This window comes from Janibacter sp. CoH_79_TC_3 (genome assembly GCF_058197955.1).
Genome location: NZ_JBXWIV010000002.1, coordinates 30,916 through 48,721, shown reverse-complemented (window position 1 = coordinate 48,721; position 17,806 = coordinate 30,916). Strand labels below are relative to the sequence as shown.

12 protein-coding genes are annotated in these 17,806 nt (G+C 43.4%); 7 read left to right on the top strand and 5 right to left on the bottom strand.

The window, feature by feature from the left end:
* Positions 1 to 276: 276 nt before the first annotated feature.
* Positions 277 to 1,821, bottom strand: coding sequence for a sensor histidine kinase (locus tag AC2FA3_RS02375; RefSeq protein ID WP_490508140.1), 1,545 nt, complete (start codon positions 1,819 to 1,821; stop codon positions 277 to 279).
* Between the two features lie 14 nt (positions 1,822 to 1,835).
* Entirely contained in the window at positions 1,836 to 2,543 is a 708-nt protein-coding gene (locus AC2FA3_RS02370; protein WP_490508139.1) for a response regulator transcription factor, read from the bottom strand.
* A gap of 338 nt (positions 2,544 to 2,881) precedes the next feature.
* On the opposite strand from AC2FA3_RS02370, the gene AC2FA3_RS02365 reads away from it, so the two are divergent.
* The gene (locus AC2FA3_RS02365) at positions 2,882 to 3,430 is read left to right on the top strand and encodes a Spy/CpxP family protein refolding chaperone (RefSeq protein ID WP_490508138.1); all 549 of its coding nucleotides are present in this window, start codon (positions 2,882 to 2,884) and stop codon (positions 3,428 to 3,430) included.
* A 569-nt stretch (positions 3,431 to 3,999) separates the two neighbouring features.
* On the opposite strand, the gene AC2FA3_RS02360 is transcribed toward AC2FA3_RS02365, so the two are convergent.
* The 3 genes from AC2FA3_RS02360 to AC2FA3_RS02350 form a co-directional block, all read right to left on the bottom strand.
* Positions 4,000 to 5,784, bottom strand: coding sequence for a hypothetical protein (locus tag AC2FA3_RS02360; protein WP_490508137.1), 1,785 nt, complete (start codon positions 5,782 to 5,784; stop codon positions 4,000 to 4,002).
* A gap of 121 nt (positions 5,785 to 5,905) precedes the next feature.
* Positions 5,906 to 7,987 (bottom strand): hypothetical protein, encoded by a 2,082-nt coding sequence (locus tag AC2FA3_RS02355; protein ID WP_490508136.1) that lies wholly within the window; start codon positions 7,985 to 7,987, stop codon positions 5,906 to 5,908.
* A 197-nt stretch (positions 7,988 to 8,184) separates the two neighbouring features.
* Positions 8,185 to 8,619 carry a hypothetical protein gene (locus AC2FA3_RS02350; RefSeq protein WP_490508135.1) on the bottom strand — a complete coding sequence of 145 codons (435 nt, stop codon included), beginning with the start codon at positions 8,617 to 8,619 and terminating at the stop codon, positions 8,185 to 8,187.
* A 162-nt stretch (positions 8,620 to 8,781) separates the two neighbouring features.
* On the opposite strand from AC2FA3_RS02350, the gene ggt reads away from it, so the two are divergent.
* The 6 genes from ggt (at position 8,782) to AC2FA3_RS02320 (ending at position 17,691) form a co-directional block, all read left to right on the top strand.
* Positions 8,782 to 10,758, top strand: coding sequence for a gamma-glutamyltransferase (ggt, locus tag AC2FA3_RS02345; RefSeq protein WP_490508134.1), 1,977 nt, complete (start codon positions 8,782 to 8,784; stop codon positions 10,756 to 10,758).
* 306 nt (positions 10,759 to 11,064) lie between these two features.
* Positions 11,065 to 12,312: an NAD(P)/FAD-dependent oxidoreductase gene (locus AC2FA3_RS02340; protein ID WP_490508133.1), complete on the top strand. Its 1,248-nt coding sequence runs from the start codon at positions 11,065 to 11,067 to the stop codon at positions 12,310 to 12,312.
* 63 nt (positions 12,313 to 12,375) lie between these two features.
* On the top strand, positions 12,376 to 12,537 hold the full coding sequence (locus AC2FA3_RS02335; RefSeq protein ID WP_201609893.1) for a hypothetical protein: 162 nt from the start codon (positions 12,376 to 12,378) through the stop codon (positions 12,535 to 12,537).
* Positions 12,538 to 12,625: 88 nt separating this feature from the next.
* Positions 12,626 to 16,348, top strand: a complete 3,723-nt coding sequence (gene dnaE / locus AC2FA3_RS02330; RefSeq protein ID WP_490508132.1) for a DNA polymerase III subunit alpha — start codon at positions 12,626 to 12,628, stop codon at positions 16,346 to 16,348.
* 57 nt (positions 16,349 to 16,405) lie between these two features.
* A complete protein-coding gene (locus AC2FA3_RS02325) occupies positions 16,406 to 16,786 on the top strand; it encodes an Hpt domain-containing protein (RefSeq protein ID WP_490508131.1) in 381 nt (126 codons plus the stop codon).
* Complete coding sequence (locus AC2FA3_RS02320) at positions 16,786 to 17,691, top strand: RNA methyltransferase (RefSeq protein ID WP_490508130.1); 906 nt, start codon at positions 16,786 to 16,788, stop codon at positions 17,689 to 17,691. Before AC2FA3_RS02325 ends, AC2FA3_RS02320 begins: the two co-directional genes overlap by 1 nt.
* The last annotated feature ends 115 nt before the right edge of the window (positions 17,692 to 17,806 follow it).

Below are 17,806 nucleotides of genomic sequence, written 5' to 3'. Positions count from 1 at the left end.
CATTTTTAGAGAGCTGATATGACAAAATAAAACGGGGTATAAATTCATAGGATAAAAGCCATACTTCAGGGAATGTTACCAGTAACAACACTTAACTAACAGTACGCCTTGTTTTGTAAAATCATTATTACTCTCTGTATATTATTATTAATGAATATACAGAGAGTAACAATACCACTCGTCGGAGATTTATTACCGTTCATCATATATATGTTAAATATTGAATATATTTAAATAGGAGAGTTTTTATTATTGATTTATTATTGCTAATTAGCGTTATTGAATAGGCAGCACTATCTGTACTACTAAACCTTGAATAGTATCTTGGCGATTACGAACACTAATTTGACCTTTATGTGCCATCACTACTGCGTGAACGATTGCTAATCCCAATCCATAGCCGCCTGTTTCCCTGTGTCGCGCACTATCAAGGCGTACAAATGGCTGAAAAATACGCTCTAAGTCTTTTTCTGCTACCCCGCCGCCTTCGTCTGTAATGGCGATTGCAAGGGTATCTTTTTTATTATCGAACCGTTTTTTTGTGACTTCAGCGGTGACGGTTGAGCCTGAGGATGTGTGCATAAAAGCATTACGGATAATATTTTCAAGGGCGCTATGCAACTGTTCTTGATTGCCAATCACAGTCAAAGACGCACCAGATGATGACGATGATAAAACATCGGGAGGCGTCCACTGCCAGCGCACATTTTTATGCTGAAACTCAAAACAGACGTCTTTGCCAATTTCAGTGATGAGTTCAACAATATTTACGGCATCATTTTCTAAATTATCGAGGGTATATTGCTGCATTTGTAGCGATTGAATATGAATAATTTGCTCAATCAGCTCATTCATTCGTGCTGACTCTTTATCGATACGGTCAAGGTAGCGGCTGGCATTGGGCGCAAAGTCACGCGTCAGTTCAGTAGCCACATCAAGACGCGCCAGTGGTGAGCGCAGTTCATGGGAGATATCACTTAACATCTGTTTGCGCGCCAGCTCACTATCCGCCAATCGCGTCGATAATTGAGCAACATCTTTTGCCAATAGTCCTAGCTCATCAAAGCCCATCTCTGATAAATGGGGGTTGGCTTGATAATCGCCATCGATCATACGGTGCACGGTATCTTGCACCTGAGCGATGCGCCGAGTCAGTGTACGACTGAGCCAAAAGCAGACCAAAGTACTAAAGAGGATAATCAGCAGCAAACGCACCGTGAAATTACCGCGTTGTAGCTCTAAAACGTCGGCAAAACGTAAATGCGGGCGCAATTGTATAATGGCCGTTTGGCCGTCCGGCAAATCTACGGTTAAATCTGCCAGTTCTGGGCGATTATTAGGGTCAAAAATCACTTCTCTATTCGGCATCGCTGGATGCAGAATTTCGTTAATGAAAGAAGGCTTTTCATAGGCGCTGTCATTTTTATTATTAGGCGCTCTACGATTGTCAGACATAGCCTGTGATGGCAAGTCACGCTCCACTTCCTGACCGTTTGTTTGACGCTCTTCCCTATAACGATAACGCGGAAAAATAATAGCGCCCTGCTCATCGTAAATTCTAATTTGACTCATCAACCGTCGGTCTTGCCGGTACAGCTGCCTGACGGCCAATAAATCACCCGCTTGTAGCGCCGTAACCACTGCTTGACGCTTGAGTAACAGACTGTCAATTTGCACGTCCATCCGAGCGCTGAGCTCTTTACCATTGAGCCAACGTTCTACCATAACAGAGATGATAGAGGTGATGAGTACAGTCAATAACAGACTGAGAAATAGCCGCCAAAATAGCGTCATTCTTGGCTTAAATGTAGAAGTAGGCATTGATGAGTCCGTCATTACAGCACCAGCTGATAACCTTTACCACGAATCGCCTTGATAGACTCCTCATGAAAAGGTTGGAGTTTTTTACGCAGGCGAGATACATGCACATCAAGGCTGCGATCGAACGGCTGCAGTTCACGCTGTAAGACATTTTGTGACAGCCATGCTTTACTTACCACCTCGCCTTTCTGTTTAAGTAGCGCCAACAATAAATCGAACTCTGTACCAGTCACTTGTAGCTCAACGCCATCTATTTGACAAATACGTTGATTTTGGTCCAAATGCAGGCGACTCTCTGGCAATATCGTATGCTCTGACGAGGCTGCACCCAAGGCGGTAATACGGCTGCGTTTAATCACCGCGTTAATACGTGCCAGCAGCTCACGCGGGTTACAAGGCTTGGTAATATAATCATCTGCCCCAAGTTCCAGCCCAATAATGCGATCAATTTCTTCACCTTTTGCCGTCAACATAATCACAGGGATATCGCTGATAGCGGGCAGCTGACGCAGGACACTGAGCCCATCTATCTTTGGCATCATAATATCGAGCACCAATAAATCATAAGGTGCACTGTCATGCATCGCTACTTTTAAGCGTTCGATGACTGCCTCGCCATCATGAACACAATCACAGCGAATACCGTGATTATGCAAATATTCTTGCAACAGTTGGGTCAACTCTTCATCATCGTCACCCAATAAAATATTTGGCATCGTCATCCTCCACTCCTCTCTACTTTCTTGCCGCTCAGTCAAATGATTCCAAGCATGCCATAGTATGGCGCATATTATCAGGCAAGCGCCCATCAATGCGCCACAAACGTTACCTTTCTTAATATTTCATAAATGTTCGCAACTTCTAGCTGTCGTATGATAGCCGCTATCAGCAACAAACACTGACGGCAAGTAATGATTCATAGTGGCTATCCGGGACACTTGCCAATCGTTACTTCTCAGACAAAAAACTGCTTTTCGTAATAAGTGCAGCTTGTAACATAAATTTTGTAACATAAGTAACGTTTGCTCCCTCATTTAAGGTAACTATTAAGGTAATAATGATGAAAAAATTATTGATAGGCTCAGTATTGGCGATGTCTAGCGTGTTAACGGTTACGGGCTGTACCAGTGTCAACGCAACCACCGATACGACGTCAGCAACGCCAACAACGACCAGCATGCAAAAGCAGCATAAAGCTGGAATGAAAGACGGCATGCACAAAGACAGCATGAGAGGCCCTATGGCGCAGCTAGATTTGACAGCGACGCAGCAGGCGCAAATCAAAGCCATTATGCAAGAAAAATATGCTGGCAACAAAAACGATCGTAGCAAATATCAAGCAGAGCGCGCGCAAATGCAGCAACAAATGCAGACGTTGACTAATGCCAAAACTTTAGATGCCGCAGCAGTTAACCGCCTAGCCGATCAACAAGCAGCAAAGACCAAGCAGCGCTTTATTGAACGCGTACAAACCGAGCATGCTATCTCGCAAGTACTGACCCCTGAACAACGTCAAAAAATGGTGCAATTAAAATCAGAAAGAAAGGCAAAAGGTCATCATGGTTCAAAAAATCGTCAGATGCATGGCAAGTATCAGCAAGGCATGTAATTGACTGCTACTCTTCAATAACAATATGAATGTTTTAAGAAGAATATGAGTATTTAAGAAAGTAGATTATAAAAAAGCGCATCGGTTAGCCGGTGCGCTTTTTTAATTTCAAATGCCTTCTTTATAGGATTAATTACACCCAAATTGGTTGCATGAGTAATTAAAGCTATTTCCATCACTATCACTACCATTATGGTAAGTATAAGACCCAATCTGGCGAGAAGATTTGTTCCAAGAACTCCCATTAGCACTAGTGCCATTAGTATATGAAGTGTCCCCAATTCTATTTGTATTCTGACTCCAATTACTTCCCGTATTGCTATTATAACCAGGCGTATAGGTTGTATTTCCTATTCTACTATTCGTATACGAGTTCCCACTTGCATCAGAGCAGGTCGAAAATGTCGAGCTTCCAATGCATCCTGCCTGTGCTGAGCTACAAGTAATTACAGCAAAGATAATACCCACTAAATACTGTTTCATATCTATCCTTTTTAATTTAAATAATGTTTCTATTTATAAGAAACCATCTAACTCTTTAAGTACTTTAAAAAATAAAACCCATTTTCTTAATCCATTGAGCCCAAGCGCTGTTTATACATCGGTAGCATATTAAATAGCGTTTTGCCCATTGCGGTACCATTACCTTGACGGTAATATTCGCCAATCTCAGCGCTATATTCTTTTAAATCAATGCTGTTATTGGCGTTTGGTATCTGACTGTCATTCGGTAGGTTGGGAAACGCCTTATCTTGAGCACGAATAGGCATATATTGAGTAAGGGCATCAATAATGAGACTGCTCTTTTCTGTGGTTTCTACACTTAACTCATCACTTGATTCACCACTGGCATCGTTCGGTAGATAGTGGCGACTGTGCTGCCATTGCAACTGACCTCCTTTATCAAAGCCGTATAGTTTTTGCACGGGCAGATTTGCAGTCAAGGCCGGTGAGCTTGTTTCTAGTAAATCCGCTTCTTGTGTTCTTAGCATTTTATCATCAGCAAAATCTTTCATTTTTACTAAAACTTGTTTGACCATTGATTTACTGGTGATTTTACTATCCGCAGCATAAATGTCATCTTGTGTATCAGAGGCACTGTGTGTTATCAGCTCAGGGTATTGCTGAGTGATGAGTTTATAAAAGGTGCGCATATAGTCTTTATATGCCTGTTCATCGCTCGCGCTACTTTGGACACGGCGAATGATTTTTGCAGTATTGAGCATAGGTGCTAGCTGCTTTTCAGGTAATTTAGGCGCTAGTGCCGTTAGAATACTTGGATTAATAAAATCGAATTGACTCACATCAGCCTTTGCATAGACGCTGTCTTCTGCTTGAATATGACTTTTTATCATCGCACGACCAAAATCCTTCGGTAACGTACCATCATCAAGGCCTATTTTTAACCATTTATTTTGCCATTTGGTGCCCAACTTATCATCAGCAAGCTTTGATGTCAGCAAAGCAAAATTGTCCGCCCACAGATAGACGCTAGCGGTTTTAAAATCGATATAAATAGGTTGATTGATACTACTATGATGGTTACGCGCCAAATACTGCGCACTACCCAGCATGGTAAACTTACCTGCCAGCGGCTGATAAACACCCTGCGCATTCATAGATAATGGCTTTAGCAGATAAGCATCCAGTAATTGCGATTTTTTGATATCTAGTGTAGATTTTTTGCTGTCATATTCATTAAATAGCTTTTGGTAATAAGGTGAGATGGTAGCAACACTGGCGGCGCTAGCAGAATCTATATCAGATGATGCTGGCACCGCGACCTCTGCCGCCGCGTCTACCACGTCCTCCGCTGCTTCCTCAACGCTATAAGCAGTACTATCATAGTGAACCTCCGCCCACGCTTCATAAGCTGCTGAGCAGGCTAGGTACGATTGCTTAAGTGCCTCACGCTGGGGCGCGTAATCAATCGACGTAATCTCTTTTTTCTGTGCTTCTGCTTTTGTTAATAAGGTAGCATAAGCTTGGTCGTGGTTATCTTCGCAATAGCTATCAACATCGTCTGATGCCACCCGTTGTGTACTATCGATAGCTGTAAATTGATGCTCATTAATAACCTCAATATTACTATGATAAGCAAAAGACTGCCGGCGTTGCTGCTGTAATGCGCTGGCTAATGCGTTTTTTGCAACGCTTGGCGCATTATCTGCCTGCAAATTTTTTGATTGACCAAGATTGGTAGATAAGTTGGTAGACTGGCAAGCCGTTATCAGTAATGTACTGGCGACCAATGTCATAGAAACCAAAGAGCTTACCGTCATCATTGATTTAGAGCACAAGGTATTTATCTGCCTTGGTTTATTAATGGATAAGGCCACATTTAATTTTTTCATTTTCTCTATCCTTGAAAGACGTTATATTTTGCTAGACGTTATATTCTGCTAAGCATTGTGCAACGATGATTGATACTGAAAATATATCAGCATATCAGCGCCTATCATCAAACGAGGCTGCCTACTCTGCTGAGTTTGTGACATCATCATAATCAGCACTTGCATCAGTCGCTTCTACCTCTGCTGCTTCTACTTCCGTTGCTTCTATATAGTCATAGCGCGCATAACGTGCCTTCTCTAACTTCTCTTTTTGCTGACGATTTGTTGCAAGCCACGCGTTGCCATCGATAGCGGTCGGCGACTTTGCGCTAAAAGATTGTGCCAATAATGGTGCTAATGGATGTTTGTTAAAGCTGGCACTATCATAGCGCGTCTGATTCAAGACCGTGTTTTGTGAACCAAAAAAGTCACTGCCGATATTGGTTCGTTGCTGTTTTGCCAATAAATGATCTGAGCCATCTAAATAATAGTAATTGATATGATTAAAAGAGATAGGACTCACCGCTTCTATCAGCTGCAGCAATCCGCCAATATCTGCACTTTGATAGCCTTTGTTATACAATTCAATCTTAGCAATCGCAGCTTTCAACACATTATCATCAGGATAGTCTTGTGGATTTTGGTCAATATGCTTTTGCAACGATCGTGAGATGTTTTTAAATATTTTACCTATCATCTCACCGCTTTGACGACTGCCAAAATAGACTTTAACCGCCCTATCAGCGCCTACCTCTTTAGCAAACTCATCATCACGTATATCCACAGCACTGAAATACTCTGGCTCTAGCTCTGCCATACTGTTTTGTACTGCGTCAATGACCGCATCATAAATGACACCTGACGGTATTTGAGCAATAGAAGTAACCGCTTCAGGTAAGCCAAAATTCACCGTATGAGTGGTCATTTGCGCGGGCAACGGCGTATGCTCAGGATTGCCTAGTGCCAAGATGGGCATCAACGCCGATGGATCGATCGTCGCTGCACCTTTGTCAAAATCAAGAGCAAGCGGTAGCTGAATCGATGAATGGATGGTCGGCGCTACATAGTCGTAGCTGTATACACTCTGTAGCTGCTTTTGTTTGGGCTTATAATGACTGACGCTATTGAGGGTCAGGTATTGATAATGGTAGGCATTCATTGCTTGAACTTGTTCAGGGGTACGGATAAACATATTGATAAGATTGGTCATTAACCCCGGATAAGCATGAACGGCATTTTTATCTTTAGGGTCATTTGCCGTTTTGCTAGCTTGCATGTCTTCATAGTTACGTAGCCAATCTTTTGATTTGATACGACTTAAATTAGATAACAAACCACTAGCGTCGCTTTCGTACGCGCTATCATCTCTCTGATTGCCGTATTCATTGTAGTTATTCTCGTCATAACCCTCTGTATCGTAACCATACTTATCGTGGCCATATTCATCATAACCTTCACTATCATACCCATATTCGTCGTAGCCGTTTTGATCATAGCCTTCCTCATCATAGCCATTTTGATCATAGCCATACTCATCGTAACGACGCTCTTCTTCGACAGTGCGCGCAGCGACAGCGGCAGCCACCGCTTCAGCAGCAGAATCGCCGCTATAAACCTTATCACTATCCTCAATATCATTTTCTTCATTATCGCTGTTAATGTCTTCTTCGACCGCCACCTCGTCTGCTGCTTCTAGATTTTCATCATCATTAATATTTTCATCAGCGGTACTGTTATAAAGATAAAGCTCGAGCAGTGTTCTAAAAAAACTGCTCGAGCCGGCGTCAATACTGTCGGCTTTAATATAAGGGACGGAATGATAATTAGCCTGCGATACTGACACGTGCTCCGTCGCTAAATTCTGACGAATAGCACTCAGTAGACGCGCCTTGGCTTGCACTTCTGGATTTGGGTTTTTAGTTTGGTCAAATAAACGCTGATAACGTTCAGCATTCTTATTCAATTTGGTGTTGAACACTTTACCCTGAGTTTGGTTTTGCTGAGTATCAGCAACACTAAAATCTATGCCTGTCGTGGATAAATTGGACTGCGATGACAAATCTGCCGTTGTTTGACAACCCACCAACGTCACCGTGGCACTTGCAGCACTAAGCACATAGACAACAAACTTGGTAGAAGGATTTTTATAATTGGTAAATGATTGGGCTACCAAATTTTGAAACCGATGCGGCAAGGTGCGTTTAGGAGAAGTAATCGGTGACATAAAAATCCCTTTATTTGATAAAAACAGACAATGATAACTTTAGTCATTATTCTTTTATTTATAACATAAAAGGTTACATTTTAGGAAAGATACAGAAATATTTTAGTGAAATTTTTATAATTACTCTTATATTCTAGAAAACAAAAAAGCGCTACCCGATAAGATAGCGCTTCATATTAAATAAGCATTAAAGAAATTTACCATAAACGGATATGTTCTTTACCATCCTCATTAATAATAACCAAACCTTTGGTAAAATCTATACTTTGGCGAGCATTTTTAATCGTTTTATAATTATAGCTTTTACGGTCTGCTAAATTGATGAGCTCATACACTTCATCGCCACCTATATCTACATAACGACTACTGTCACCATCCGGCCATTTGATAGTAAGGAGCGGTAAAGACTCATGAGAACCAAAAAGTGCTTTAGCTCTAGAATCTTTTGCTGAGCTAATTTCTGACTTTTTTACCAAGCATTTTTTGCTGGCAATTTTAAGTTTATAAGCACAATTAAAATAACCTGACCCATTCTCAGCAGACATAAATTCTTCAATCGTCGACGCAGCTTGGACGTGCATTGTTCCAACCGCAAAAGCTAAGCCTATACCTGCTGCTAATAGTTTATTCATAACTACCTCCAGAGATTTTGCTAAAGTAAGATTCACAACAAAATTTCATTGTAATACAATTATGAATATTTGAATGATTTTTAGTTTAAGCTATTTGTGTATTTCATAAATAGCAATCACAATAAGACTTTATCTTCTTATCTACGTAAAAAGGAATTTACGATGCAACACTCAGCATTAAGAAATAAAATGGACGCTCCTCATAGCAATCTTCAAGCTAGAGCAAAGATTAAAGCGGCTATCTTATTAATCAGTAGTACGTTTTTAGTCTCATTATCCGCTCATGCTGCTGAGCCGATCAGCAATACGAAAAACACTATCAATCCGATGTCAATAAACCAAGAATCAATTAATACCAGTGCAATCAATCTAGCAATTATGGCAGAAAACCCTACCATATTGTCTGAGACGCAGCGCGTAACAAGAGCGAAAACCAACACGCTCACGCCTAAGAGTAATCAAACTAAGACCACCCAAGCTAAAACTGATCAGGCCATCTATTCTGAGGATGCTATCCACCACCCTGTTTGGGCAAAGAACGGTATGGTCGCAAGCCAAGAAGCAATGGCTTCTGATATTGGACTAAAGATTTTAAAAGAGGGCGGTAATGCCGTTGACGCCGCTGTAGCAGTTGGTTTTGCTCTAGCGGTCACATTGCCGCGAGCTGGCAATATCGGCGGCGGTGGTTTTATGATGGTTTATGATGCCAAACAAGGTAAAACCGTGGCGCTCGATTATCGTGAAAAAGCCCCCAGTAGCGCCTCACGCGATATGTATCTTGATAAGGATGGCAATGCCGTCAGCGACTTATCTCAATATCATGGCTTAGCCGTTGGTGTACCGGGTACAGTTGCAGGCTTACTCAAAGCATTAGAAGATCACGGCACAATGAGCCGCGGGCAAGTGATGGCGCCAGCGATTGCACTGGCAGAGAAAGGTATCGTGGTAACACCTGGACTATCTGAATCACTAGAAGCGTTAAGCAAGCGCATGCAAAAATGGCCTAGCACCAAAAAGATATTTTTTAAAGCTGATGGCAGCGCTTATCAACCGGGTGAGCGCTTAAAGCAGCCTGAGCTTGCCCATTCGCTAAAACTGATTGCAGCCAAAGGGGCTGATGGATTTTATAAAGGGGAAACGGCACGTAAATTGGTTAAAGCGGTCAATGATGCTGGTGGCAATATGAGTTTGCAGGACTTGGCAAATTATGAAGCCATCGCTCGCGTGCCCGTTAAAGGTGATTATCGTGGTTATGAGATTGTCTCAATGCCACCACCGTCTTCTGGCGGTATTCATATTGTGCAGATTTTAAACATTTTGGAAGGTTATCCGCTAAAAGACTATGGTCAAAATAGCGCGCAAACCATTCATTTGATGGCTGAGGCTATGCAGCTTGCTTATGCCGATCGTGCTGAGTATTTGGGAGATTCTGATTTTATCGATGTTCCTGCCAGCGGGTTAACCTCACAAGCTTATGCCGATAAACTGCGCGCGTTAATCAATCCAGATAAAGCCACACCAGCTGCGACTATCAAAGCCAATAACCCTCTACCGTACGAGAGCGATCAAACCACGCACTTCTCGATTGTCGATAAGGATGGCAACGCGGTTGCCAATACTTATACACTGAACTTCTCTTATGGCACAGGCCTTGTCGCTGAAGGTACGGGTATCCTGCTCAATAATGAGATGGATGATTTTTCTGCCAAGCCTGGCGTACCTAATGGCTATGGTTTAATCGGCGGCGATGCAAATGCGGTTGAAGCGAATAAACGTCCGTTGTCTTCGATGAGTCCAACAATCGTATTTAAAGACAGCAAACCTTATATCGTCACGGGCAGCCCAGGTGGTAGCCGCATCATCACAACCGTCACGCAAGTGATATCCAACGTCATCGACCATGATATGAATATCGCTGAAGCTACGCATGCACCGCGGATTCATGACCAATGGCTACCCGATGAGATTCGTATCGAAAAAGCACTGAATGTCGATACGATTAAAAAACTTGAATCAATGGGACATAAGATCAGTCCGCAGTCAGCTATGGGTTCAACACAGTCGATTATGATGACGCCAAATGGTGTCTATGGTTCTTCAGACCCACGTATTGTCGATGCGGCAGTGGTCGGCTATTGATTTGATTTTACAGTAAATGTATCTGGTGAAACTGAGTGGGCGATATTACTATAAATTATTTGAACTGCCGGCTAAAATAGCCGGCCTTCAACGATATTTGATTAACAGCTGTCTATCTCAGTTATGTAAATAGCGCTCATTTTCTTAATCCATTGAACTGGGCGTGTCGTCATTTTTATCCCCGTTTTTAAAATGAAGGCACGCCCTAAGGTTATTGGTTTTAGCTAGATGACCGTTATAACACCAGTTACTTCCTTCTCCTTAATCAGTGCATGAGCACTTTTAGAATTTTTACAGAGAACGTTTATGGACACCCCAAACTTCGATTTACATATCATCGGTGGCGGTATTATTGGTCTGGCAACTGCAGTGACATTACAAGCACGAGGTGTAAAGGTCGCTCTACTAGAGGCAAATGAAGTTGGACAAGGTGCGTCATTTGGTAATGCAGGACATATCGCGCCAGAGCATGTATTCCCGATTGCCGATGCCAGTATGCTCCGTCATATTCCAGCTATGTTATTGAATCCAACAGGTCCACTGCGCATAGATTGGCGCTATCTGCCACGCTTGACGCCTTGGGCCATTCAGTTACTAATGAATATGCGCCCTGAACCATTTGCTCGTATTCATCAAGCGCTATTAAGCTTAAATGATAATTGCCTACAAGCATGGTTAGACTTCGCCCAGCAATGGCAGTTAGACGATTGGATAAAAGTGAAAGGCTCGTTATTAACAGTCGAGAAGACCAGTAGCTTAGACTCTCTGAAGACCCATGGCAGACGTCTTAATGATGTCGGCGTAGCTAATGAGTTGTTGACGAAAGAGAGCTTATTAGAGCATGAACCCGCCTTACAAGATAACCAGTTAGCGGCGTTATTGTTCCCAAATACAGGCCATATCACCAACTTAACAGCCGTCATCAACCAGCTTAGCATCACATTTAGACAATTAGGCGGTCACATTATTGAACATTGCCGTGTCTTTGAAGCGAAGACTAACGTTGAAGGCCTCCATTTAACGACCAACCAAGGTGATATCATAGCTTCCAAGGTGATGTTGTCGGCCGGGGCTCATTCTAAAATATTGGCCAAACAGCTAACAGGCGTCAATGTTCCTTTAGACACCGAACGTGGTTATCACTTAATGCTACCGCACGAAAGCGCACGTTTACAGATGCCCGTAACCAGTCTGGATCGGCGCTTTGTGATGACACCGATGCAAGAAGGTCTACGCTTGGCGGGCACAGTGGAATATGCAGGACTTGAAGCCCCTGCTAATATGCAACGGGCACACATCCTCTTACAACACGCGCAGCCCATGTTAAAAACGCCATTAAATTCGGCTGATAGTATGCCATGGATGGGCTTTCGACCATCGACCTCAGACTCCTTACCAGTTATCGATAACATTGAGCGGGTGTTTTTAAATTTCGGCCATCAGCATTTAGGGCTGACGCAAGCGGTTGTCAGCGCACAAATGATCGCGGCATACTATTTTGATGAAGCGCACGCTATCGATCCAAAACCCTATCAACTTGCCCGCTTTACATAAACAACTTATGAAAAGCTTATCCATTAAGAAAAAACTACCGACATATCTTTAAGCATAATAGTTTTGAGCACAATAGTTTATTGCTACGCAGACCTACTCTCAATGTCTGTCACCTCGCTGTTGGGCGCTGAATCAGTGGCTGTTATGGGCAAAGAATGCTATTATTATCCGTTAAGATTAGAAGACCCAAACCAAGCGATGAATCGCTTGTCGCCGCATCAATAATGCTAAAGCTTCGTAAATGAGCTTGCAATGTCTTCTGACCTTCTCTCTTAGCACCACACCCTTTTGATCGCATCCGTAAGAGTCCTCTATGGCATTTGTACACCTTGGCATCCACAGCGAATATTCAATTACCGATTCTATCGTGCGTATAAAGCCGCTTATCAAAGCGGCGGCGGCAGACAATCAAAGTGCGCTGGCATTGACTGATTTATCCAACCTTTATGCCACGGTGAAGTTTTATCGTGCCTGCTTAGGTGCGGGTATTAAGCCAATCATCGGCAGTGAAATCATTATGGATAATGAAGACACGCGGTTGGTATTGCTGGCGATGGACAATGAAGGCTATCAAAATATCACCCGCATCGTATCGCTCGGCTTTACTGAAGGGCGCGCCGATGCTGCCAATCATGGTGTGCCCGTTGTTGAGCGTCGCCATGTTTTACAGCACGCAGCCGGTGTCATTGTTTTATTTACTGAAAAATCCGATGTCGGACAAGCACTGGTCGGTTCCATGCCAGAAAAAGCCGACGAGCTGCTGGCAGAATGGCAGGCGCAGTTCGATAATCGCTTGTATTTTGCTATCAAGCGCACCAATCGCTCAGGTGAGGACGCTTTTATTAAAGCGGCTATTCATGCAGGAGCCAAGCATCACATTCCTATTATTGCCCATAACGATGTGCGTTTCTTAGAGCAAGACGATTTTGATGCCCATGAAGCACGTGTTTGTATTGCAGGCTCGTATGTACTTGCTGACCTTAATCGTCCACGACTCTATTCGGACGAGCAATATCTTAAAACCCAAGCACAGATGGCACAGCTATTTGCTGATATTCCGCAGGTGATTGACAATACCTTGCGCTTAGCAACCCGCTGTAACGTGACCTTAACGCTAGGTATTAACGTCCTGCCTGAATTTCCTGTACCTGAAGGCGAAACAATTGAATCTTTCTTTCGCTTAGAATCGCAACGTGGGCTTGAAAATCGCTTAGACAAGCTATTTCCGATTGAAGCACGTACTGACAACTGGAGCGACTTTCGCCAAAAGTACGATGAGCGTTTAGAGTATGAGCTAAAGGTTATCCTCTCAATGGGTTTCCCCGGTTATTTCTTAATCGTAATGGACTTTATCCGTTGGGCAAAAGCCAATGGCGTCCCAGTCGGTCCTGGTCGTGGTTCTGGTGCAGGCTCGCTCGTGGCTTACGCGCTCAACATCACCGACCTTGACCCTATTCATTACGACTTATTATTTGAGCGCTTCTTAAACCCTGAACGGGTATCCATGCCCGATTTCGATATTGATTTTTGTATTGAAGGTCGCGATCGGGTCATTGATTATGTGGCGCAGACCTATGGTCGTGAAGCGGTCTCGCAAATCATTACCTTTGGTACGATGGCAGCAAAAGCAGTGGTACGAGATGTTGCGCGAGCACAAAGTAAATCCTACTTCCTTGCGAGTAAGATGTCGAAACTTATTCCCAAAACACCGGGTATCACCCTCAGTCAAGCGCTTGAGCAAGAACCACAGCTCAAAGACTTAATCTCCAATCCTGACAACATGGATTATGAAGATGCCACTGAAGTGTGGGATATGGCGATTAAGCTTGAAGGCATTTGCCGCAACGTGGGTAAACATGCCGGTGGCGTATTGATTGCGCCACACAGAATAACTGATTTTAGTGCTATTTATTGTGATGATGAAGGTCATCGTGTCAGCCAGTTTGATAAAGACGATGTTGAAGCAGTTGGGTTAGTAAAATTTGACTTTTTGGGTCTGCGTAACTTGACCGTGATTGATGCGGCGGTCAGAAATATCAACCTGCGTCGTGCAAAAGAAGGCAAAGATGCGTTGGTGTTAGAAGACCTACCACTAGATGATAAAAAAGCCTATAAGTTATTGCAAGATGCTAAGACCACTGCCGTCTTTCAGTTAGAAAGTATGGGCATGAAAAAGTATCTGGCGAAATTACAACCGACCAATATCGAAGACGTCATCGCCATGTGTGCGCTCTATCGCCCGGGCCCGCTCGATGCAGGTATGGTAGAGATGTATATCGACCGTAAGCATGGTCGTGAGGAAGTTATTTATGACCATCCAAACCTTGAGCCTATTTTAGAAAATACCAACGGCGTTATTGTCTATCAAGAACAGGTCATGCAAATCTCGCAGGTTATGGCAGGCTATAGCTTGGGCGGCGCTGATATGCTACGCCGAGCTATGGGTAAAAAGAAACCTGAAGAAATGGCTAAGCAGCGTGATATCTTTATCACGGGTGCGACGGCGCAAGGTATTGATGAGGCAACGTCAGGTGGTGTTTTCGATTTGATGGAAAAATTCGCCGGTTATGGTTTTAACCGCTCACATTCCGCCGCTTATGGCGTGCTGGCTTATCAGACCGCTTATTTAAAACAATACTACCCTGCCGAATTTATGGCAGCGGTACTCACCTCTGATATGAACAATACCGATAACGTGGTTTTCTTTATCAATGATTGCCGTGAAAACTTTGATTTAACCGTCGTTAATCCATCAGTGAATCGTAGTGAATGGCATTTCGTCGCCGACACCCCGACCAATATTATTTATGGATTGGGGGCGATTAAAGGCGTTGGTGAAGGTGCCGTCGAATCTATCGTCGATGCACGCCGCCGCGAAGGCCCATTTAAAGACTTATACGACTTTTGCCGCCGCGTTGATATCAAAAAGGTCAATAAACGTACCCTTGAAGGACTGATAAACGCTGGTTGTTTTGATGACTTTGCGGCGACCTTACGTCCAGACTTGCCAAGCGATGAAGCTTACGAGATTCGCGGCGCATTAATGAGTCAGTTACCAAGCGCCGTACAAGCAGCGGAGCAAGACCGTCAAAACCGTGAAATCGGCATGATGGACTTATTTGGTGAGATGGATGGTGTCGTTGCTGCGCCGCCACTGGTTATGACGCCAGAGCTGATTTGGGGTGATAAACACCGCCTCAAAGCAGAGAAAAATACTCTAGGTCTCTATTTAACCGGACATCCTATCGATGAATATCGTGAGGAGCTAAAACGTTATACCTCAGGCGCCCGTCTCGATAAACTAACGGACACTGGCTATAACGGCAGCTGCTATTTTGCTGGTTTAATCATTGATATTGCTAACTTCGGTACGCGCAACGTCATTACCCTAGACGATGGCACGTCACGCTTAGAAGTCAGCTGTTATGCTGAGCGCTTTAACCGCGTAAAAGAGCAATTAAAAATAGATGAAGTGGTCATCATTAAAGGCAGTATTCGTGAGCGTGACGGACGCCTATTTGCCCGTCTTGATAATGCCATGAGTATGGTTGATGCCCGCCTAAGATGGCTGAAAAAAATCAGCATCAAAGTTCACGGTAGTGATATTAATCTGCTGACACGTATGCAGCCGCTGCTTAAATCCGCTCAAGCTGACATCATACCAGCGCCGCGCTTGTCTTATAACGATGAGCAGGACGAGCAAGGTAATAATGGTGGCGGTGGTAACGGTGCTTATGACCCATCGATGGGTGGCAGCCTATATGATGAAGATGGCAATGATTTATTGGCGCTAGAAAATGATATGCATCAAGATGCGCTACATCAAAATAGCAATGGTTATGCCAATAATGCCCTTAGCAATACCGATGCCTCTATTAATGATAACTGTCTGCCACTTGGTTTAAGTATTTATGAAGAATACGGCATTGCCAATGTAGGACTCTCCGAGCATTGGCGCATCTACCCTAACGATGACAACATACAGCAATTAAAGAGTATGGTTAGCGAAGATAATCTACATTTTCATTATAACTAGCCGCTTTATGATGATTAACTTTACTGCTTTAACTTTCAATATATTGGACACATGATCATGACTGAAAACCCAAATAATAATATGAATACTCAAATTGATGACGAGATTATCAATGACGAGCAATTTGATGATATGCGTGACTTGTTAGAAGAGGACTTTGTCGATTTGATACAAGTGTATTTTACCGACAGTCAGCAGCGAATTACTGACTTAAGAAACGCCCAACAAAAAGATGACAACGCCAATGGCTATGAAATTGCTCATGCGCTAAAAGGTGCCAGTGCCAATTTGGGCGCAACTCAATTGATGCATCTTAGTGGGCAATTGCAAGAAGCTTGCCGTGAGCGTCTTATCGGCGACCAAGCTGAACTTATTGAAGCAGTTGCAGCAGCGTTGCAACGTGTTGAGCAAGAAATAAACCAAAGATTGGGGTTGTAATGAATCACGATTCTTCCTCAATCTTAGCAAGCTCGACTGTCAATCATACGGTAAGCGACTATTTGTCTTGTGTGCAAATCGTCATGGTCAATACCACATTGCCTGCCAATATTGGTTCAGCAGCTCGCGCTATGCACACCATGGGTTTATCGCGCTTGACCGTCGTTGATCCTAAGCTGCCTATTGATGAGACCAGTGTCTCTCATGCAGCAGGCGGCAATGATTTACTATCATCAGCCACTATTACACCGACGTTAGAATCTGCGATAGCGGATTGCCAGTTGGTATTTGCGGCCAGCAGTCGTAGCAGGCATTTACCGCGCCCTGTAGTGACGCCTACGCAAGCCGCCAAAATCATGTTTGATTTTATCGATAAGCAAATGGCTGTCGATGTGGTGGATAACAATGCAAACCCTCAACTGAGTGAAAATTCTCAACCTATAAGCAAGCCAAATATCGCCATTTTATTTGGTCGTGAAGACCGCGGTTTGACCAATGAAGAATTGGCTTACGCCGATTATCATATTCAAATTGATGCCAATCCAGCGTACCCCGTACTTAATGTTGCTTCAGCCGTCCAAGTCATTGCCAGCTTTATCTTTGCTTATGCGCAGACCCATGCTCAAACGACTAGCAACAGCCTAGATAATGATAAAAATACAACGTTACAGCCAACATTAGACGTACATCTGCGTCAACAATGGGATGAGCCTGCCATTAGCCAGCAGCAACTGCAACAGCTGACTCAGCGCACGACAGAGCTGATGGTCCAACGTGGTTTGGCCGATAGCGAAAACCTAAAGTCTTTACCGTCGCGACTATCACGCCTTGGCTCACGCGTTCAGCTTGATCAGAAAGAGTACCAGCTACTGAGTGCTTTAATTGCTAAGCTTGCAAAGGACTAAAGCTTATCATTTGCAAGGTTTAGAGCATTGATTTTAGGAAATTGATTTTAAGGCATTGAGTGCTTGGTGTTAGCAGCAGTAGCCTTAATGTTCTACAAGTTCTATGGTTTAATAA